This is a genomic window from Longimicrobium sp. (genome assembly GCA_036387335.1).
Lineage (GTDB): Bacteria > Gemmatimonadota > Gemmatimonadetes > Longimicrobiales > Longimicrobiaceae > Longimicrobium.
Map to the genome: position 1 here is coordinate 1 of DASVTZ010000131.1, position 5003 is coordinate 5003.

Genomic DNA, 5003 nt, shown 5'->3' on the forward strand with positions numbered 1-5003 from the left:
CGCGGGGGTGATGCACAGGTTCGCGTACCTCAAGTACGGCCTGAGCGGGGTGCTGGTGTTCGTGGGCGCCAAGATGATGCTGATCGACGTCTTCAAGATCCCCATCGGCGTGTCGCTGGGGGTGATCGCCGCCCTGATCGGTGGCTCCATCGCGGTGTCGTTCCGGGTCGCGCGCAGGGCCGGGGGCGCTGGTGGGAAGCCTGGTGCGGTGCCGGCGCGCTCGTAGGGGAATGGGGAATGGGGAATGGGGACCCCTCCTTTGTCGCCCCCCCGTTGTCATCCTGAGCGACGCGCCTCACTGTCCTCGCCCGTGCCCCGCCCTGTGGCGCGGAGCGAAGGATCTACTGCGCGTTCCGAGGGGATTGGTGTCACGACGCCGACCTCCTGCTTCGCCGGCTAGATCCTTCGCTCGCCGCGCAAGCATCGGGAGCCCTGCGGGGATTCGTGGGGGCGGCTCGCTCAGGATGACAAGATGGGTGGAAAACCGAGGTGGGCACTCGGCACTCGGCACTCGGCACTCGGCACTCGGCACTAGGCACTTACGCACTCACGCACTCACGCACTCACGCACTCACGCACTCACGCACTCACGCACTCTCGAATGACCGGCCTCGATCTCGTCCAGACGAACCTCCTCAGCCCCGTGGTGCTCGCGTTTCTGCTGGGCGCGGTGGCCGTGTGGGTGCGCAGCGACCTCAAGATCCCTGAAGGGATGTACACGGCGCTCTCCATCTACCTCTTGCTCGCCATCGGACTCAAGGGCGGGGCGGCGCTGGCGAAGACGCCGCTGGACGAGATATGGATGCCGGCGGCGGCCGCGCTGGCCCTCGGGTGCGCCATCCCGTTCTGGGCCTACGCGACGGCCCGGCGCTTCGGGCGGCTGGGGGTGCCGGATTCGGCGGCGCTGGCGGCGCACTACGGGTCCGTGTCGGTGGTGACCTTCGTGGCGGCGCTCGCCTTCCTGGACGCGGCGGGGACGGAGTACGAAGGCTTCCTCCCTGCCCTGGTGGCGCTCATGGAGGTGCCGGCGATCGCCGTGGCCATGGTGATGGCGCGGGTGGCCGGCGGCGGAAGCCGCCAGGGGTGGGGCCCGGTGCTCCACGAGGTGCTCGCCGGGCGCAGCATCGTGCTTCTGGCCGGCGGCCTCGCCATCGGCGCCGCGAGCGGGGCGGCGGGGCTGGCCAGGGTCGCCCCCGTCTTCGTGGACCCGTTCCAGGGCGTGCTCGTGCTCTTTCTGCTCGAGCTGGGGATGGTGGCCGCCAGGCGCCTGCGCGAGGTGCGCACGGCCGGGGTCTTCCTCGTGCTCTTCGGCGTGGGAATGCCGGTGCTGAACGGCGTGCTGGGAGCGTGGGCGGGGACCGCGGTGGGGCTGTCGCTCGGGGGCAGCACGGTGCTGGGCGTGCTGGCGGCGAGCGCGTCGTACATCGCCGCGCCCGCCGCCGTGCGCGTGGCGCTCCCGGAGGCAAACCCGGGCCTCTACCTCACCGCCTCGCTGGGGATCACCTTCCCCTTCAACCTCGCCGTGGGAATCCCGCTCTGCCACGCCGCGGCGCAGTGGTCGCGCTCGCACGCCGGGGTCCCGCTCCCGCTCCTCGCGCTCGCGCTGCTGGCCGCGGCGCTCGTCGTCCTCCCGCGGCGTGGGCGCGGCGGCCGGGTAATCGAGGTGCGCTCGAGCCCGGCCTGATCGTGAGGAGCAGAAGGACGACGACCGTGAGACCGGCGTCTCAGCTACTGACTCGAGCTCTCACCCAGGACGACGAGAAGCTCGTCCAGCTGATCGAACGTCTCGACCATCGCATCGGCTGCTCCGGTGCCGGCAGCGTCGAGCGCTTCCTTCGAAGGATAGACCTCGCGCAGGACCACCAGCGTCTTGCCGCCCTCTTCCTCGAAGGTCACCGTGGTGACAGGTCCGCTCTCGCCGCCTTCTTCATTGGTCCACGCGAGGCGCGAATACGGCTCCACTTCGACATACGTGCCGAAAAACGCGGCAGGCTCAGGGCCGCCGTAGTCGAATACCAACCGGTACTTGCCTCCGACACGAGCATCCACTTCGCAGGACAGCAGTGTCATTCCCATCGACCTGGGCACCCACCAGCGCTGGAGCAGCTCCGCCCTGGCAAATGCCTCGAACACGATGCGGGCCGGGCCGTTGACGGTCCGCGTGACGACCACCTCGCGGTCCGATGTCCGTTCCACCACGGTGCGGTTCTTCACGGGGCTACTTTCGGTTCTCGCGTTCATCGCTCTTCTCCTTGCGTGTCAGTTCCTCGACGACCACGTCCAGCTCGTCGAAGCGTTCGTCCCAGCGCTGGCGGTACGTCTCGATCCACGCCGTCTCTTCCTCCAGCCGGCGCGGGCCCAACTGGCACATCCGCACGCGCCCGATCTTCTTCGTGGTAACGAGCCCCGCCTGCTCCAGAACGCCGACGTGCTTCTTCATGCCCGTGAGCGTCATGCGGAACTTATCGGCGAGCTCCGTGATCGAAGCGTCGGCTCGTCCGAGCTGCTCCAGCACGCCACGCCGCGTGGCGTCGGAGAGCGCGGCGAACGAAGAATCAAGACGGGTCGTTCGATACTGAACCATATGGTGCAGTATTTAACTCAAACGTGCGCGGCATGCAAGGGGGCCGCGAAGAACGATGGTCTACCCGCAGGCCGAAAAGGGCCCCCGGCGCGTTGCGCCGAGGGCCCTTCGATTCCGCCCAGACGGCCTTTGCCAGCGTGGCTACAGCTGGTCCGCCGTGAAGGTGTCGCACTGGCGGTAGTCGCCGCTGTCGAGGCCGCGGCGGAACCAGCGGACGCGCTGGGCGGAGGAGCCGTGCGTGAACGATTCCGGCACGATGCGCCCCTGGCTCTTCTGCTGCAGCCGGTCGTCGCCGATGGCGGTGGCGGCGGCGAGGGCCTCCTCCACGTCGCCGGCCTCGAGCTGGAGCCTGGTCTTGTTGCCCCACACGCCGGCGAAGCAGTCCGCCTGCAGCTCCAGGCGCACGGAGAGGGCGTTGGCCTCCTCTTCGCGGGCGCCGCGCTGCGCGGCGTCCACCCGGTCCGCGATGCCGAGCTGGTGCTGCACGTGGTGCCCCACCTCGTGCGCGATCACGTACGCCTGCGCGAAGTCGTTGTCGCCCCGCGCGCCGGACATGCGCGCCAGGTCGTCGTAGAACGCGAGGTCGATGTACACCTTCTGGTCGCCGGGGCAGTAGAAGGGGCCCATCGCCGACTGGCCGGTGCCGCACGCGGTCTGCTGGACGCCGGTGAAGAGCACCAGGCGCGGCTCCACGTAGTCGCGCCCCATCTGCTGGAAGATGGGGTTCCAGGTGTCCTCCGTGTCGGCCAGGACGGCGCCGACGAACTGCCGCGCCTCGTCGTTGGCGGGAGGGGCGCCCGGCTGGCCGCCCGGGGGCGGTCCTCCCGCCGCGGGCGCCTGCTGGAGGACGGTGCCGGGATCGCCGCCCATCAGCATCACCACGAGCGCGATGATCACCGTCCCGATCCCGCCGCCGACCGCGACGCCGCCGATGCCGCGGCGGTCTTCCACGTTGCTGCTCTGCCTTCCGCCTTGCCAGCGCATATCGCTCCTCGCTTTCGCTCCGTCGTGCGCCACCGGGAAACCGTATCGCAATGCAAGGCAGGTGCTAGACACGCGCGGGGGTGCGTTTTCCGTGGTTCTTGTGCACCTTTGCGGTGGCCGGCGCCGCGCGGCGCACGAAGCTTGCGGCAGGGGGGCGCCCGGGCCGCCGCGTGGCGGCCGGACTACCTGCCATGGAGGGTCGGATGAGGAATACGGTTTGGATCGCGGCGGTGCTGGCGCTGGGGGCGTGCGCGCCGGCCGGCCAGGGGACCACGCAGGAGGAGGTGCGGCCGCGCCAGTTCACCGCGCCGCTGTACAATGCGCAGGGCGCGGCCATGGGGACGCTGACCCTCGTTCAACGCGGCACCAGCGTGCAGGTGCAGGTCGCGTCCACGGGGCTGCCGGCCGGAACGCACGGCGTGCACTTCCACGAAGCGGGCCTCTGCGAAGGGCCGGCCTTCACGACCGCCGGGGGCCACCTGAACCCCACGGGCCGCCAGCACGGCCTGAGCAACCCCAACGGCCCGCACCTCGGCGACCTCCCCAACCTCGTGGTCGGCGCGGACGGGCGCGGCACGCTCGAAGCGACCATCGCCGGCTCGCTGACGCCGGGGCAGGCGCCGATCTTCGACGCCAACGGTACCGCCTTCATCGTGCATGCCGGCACCGACGACCAGCGCACCGATCCGTCCGGCAACTCGGGCGCCCGCATCGCCTGCGCCGTCGTGGCGGCACCGGTGCAGTAACGAACAGCAATCTCACGCAAAGGCGCGAAGACGCAAAGAAAGCTTAGAGCGCTCTTCTTCGCGTCTTCGCGCCTTTGCGTGAGGCCAATGGGATCTTGGGGGATGAACAGAACAAAGGGGCGGGCGCCGGTGTCGGCGCCCGCCCCTTGTGATCCAGCAGATGTGCCGCTGGGTCAGCGCAGCTTGCCCAGGAGCTCGGCGTTGGTCTTGGTGTCGTTCATCTGCTTGAGGAGCAGCTCCAGCGCCTCTGGCGGCGGAAGGGAGTGCAGGGCGCGGCGCAGCTGGTGCACCTTGTCCAGCGACTCCGGCGGCAGGATCAGGTCCTCGCGGCGGGTGGAGCTGCGCTCCACGTTGATCGCCGGGTAGATGCGGCGGTCCGCCAGCTCGCGGTCCAGCACGATCTCCGAGTTGCCGGTGCCCTTGAACTCCTCAAAGATCACCTCGTCGCCGCGGCTCCCCGTGTCGATGAGGGCGGTGGCGATGATGGTGAGGCTCCCCGTGCCCCCGCGCACCTTGCGCGCCGAGCCGAAGAAGCGCTTCGGCTTCTCCAGCGCGCCGCTGTCGATGCCGCCCGAGAGCATGCGGCCCGTGCCGCGCTCGCTGGTGTTGTAGGCGCGCGCCAGGCGGGTGAGCGAGTCCAGCAGGATCACCACGTCGCGCTTATGCTCGACCAGCCGCTTGGCCTTTTC

7 protein-coding genes are annotated in these 5003 nt (G+C 69.8%); 3 read left to right on the forward strand and 4 right to left on the reverse strand.

Going from position 1 to position 5003, the window contains the following annotated elements:
- Both VF647_12290 and VF647_12295 read left to right on the forward strand, forming a co-directional pair.
- Positions 1–226 (forward strand): hypothetical protein (locus VF647_12290; protein ID HEX8452871.1); only part of this gene is annotated, 226 nt, incomplete at its 5' end.
- 375 nt (positions 227–601) lie between these two features.
- Complete coding sequence (locus VF647_12295) at positions 602–1684, forward strand: sodium-dependent bicarbonate transport family permease (GenBank protein ID HEX8452872.1); 1083 nt, start codon at positions 602–604, stop codon at positions 1682–1684.
- Positions 1685–1728: 44 nt separating this feature from the next.
- On the opposite strand, the gene VF647_12300 is transcribed toward VF647_12295, so the two are convergent.
- From VF647_12300 to VF647_12310, 3 genes are all read right to left on the reverse strand, one after another.
- Positions 1729–2214 (reverse strand): SRPBCC domain-containing protein, encoded by a 486-nt coding sequence (locus tag VF647_12300; protein HEX8452873.1) that lies wholly within the window; start codon positions 2212–2214, stop codon positions 1729–1731.
- A 4-nt stretch (positions 2215–2218) separates the two neighbouring features.
- The gene (locus VF647_12305) at positions 2219–2584 is read right to left on the reverse strand and encodes a metalloregulator ArsR/SmtB family transcription factor (protein HEX8452874.1); all 366 of its coding nucleotides are present in this window, start codon (positions 2582–2584) and stop codon (positions 2219–2221) included.
- Positions 2585–2725: 141 nt separating this feature from the next.
- Positions 2726–3568, reverse strand: coding sequence for a neutral zinc metallopeptidase (locus tag VF647_12310; GenBank protein ID HEX8452875.1), 843 nt, complete (start codon positions 3566–3568; stop codon positions 2726–2728).
- Between the two features lie 203 nt (positions 3569–3771).
- Here VF647_12310 and VF647_12315 point away from each other — a divergent pair, with 203 nt between their 5' ends.
- A complete protein-coding gene (locus VF647_12315; GenBank protein ID HEX8452876.1) occupies positions 3772–4314 on the forward strand; it encodes a superoxide dismutase family protein in 543 nt (180 codons plus the stop codon).
- 173 nt (positions 4315–4487) lie between these two features.
- On the opposite strand, the gene VF647_12320 is transcribed toward VF647_12315, so the two are convergent.
- A partial coding sequence (locus VF647_12320; GenBank protein HEX8452877.1) for a transcription termination factor Rho occupies positions 4488–5003 on the reverse strand: 516 nt, incomplete at its 5' end.

Bases quoted from the DNA above. Each gene is read 5' to 3' on its own strand.
- VF647_12295 (HEX8452872.1), top strand. From the start codon at position 602: ATGACCGGCCTCGATCTCGTCCAGACGAACCTCCTCAGCCCCGTGGTG.
- VF647_12315 (HEX8452876.1), top strand. From the start codon at position 3,772: ATGAGGAATACGGTTTGGATCGCGGCGGTGCTGGCGCTGGGGGCGTGC.
- VF647_12305 (HEX8452874.1), bottom strand. From the start codon at position 2,584: ATGGTTCAGTATCGAACGACCCGTCTTGATTCTTCGTTCGCCGCGCTC.
- VF647_12310 (HEX8452875.1), bottom strand. From the start codon at position 3,568: ATGCGCTGGCAAGGCGGAAGGCAGAGCAGCAACGTGGAAGACCGCCGC.